Source organism: Flavivirga rizhaonensis, assembly GCF_004791695.1.
GTDB lineage: Bacteria > Bacteroidota > Bacteroidia > Flavobacteriales > Flavobacteriaceae > Flavivirga > Flavivirga rizhaonensis.
In genome coordinates, this window is the sequence record NZ_SRSO01000104.1 from 1 (window position 1) to 222 (window position 222).

The 222-nt window shown below is 49.1% G+C and carries 1 protein-coding gene; it reads left to right on the forward strand.

Annotation, left to right across the window (positions count from 1 at the left end; all coding sequences use genetic code 11):
• The coding region (locus tag EM932_RS20765; RefSeq protein WP_211344338.1) for a hypothetical protein at positions 1-222 on the forward strand (222 nt) is incomplete at both ends.

The following is a 222-nucleotide window of genomic DNA, read 5'->3' on the forward strand; positions in this document are numbered from 1 at the left end:
AGGCTTATCACTTACAGCAGGAACAGGACTTATCGATGTATCGACCAGTACTCCGGGAACCTATACCGTAACTTATACCACAGCAGGAACCTGTCCAAACAGTAGTACCGCTAGCGTGACGATCAACGCATTAGACGATGCGGGCTTTAGCTATAGCGCCGCAGCATATTGTGCAGATGCTACAGATCCAACGCCAAGCATAACAGGTTTAACAGGCGGAAC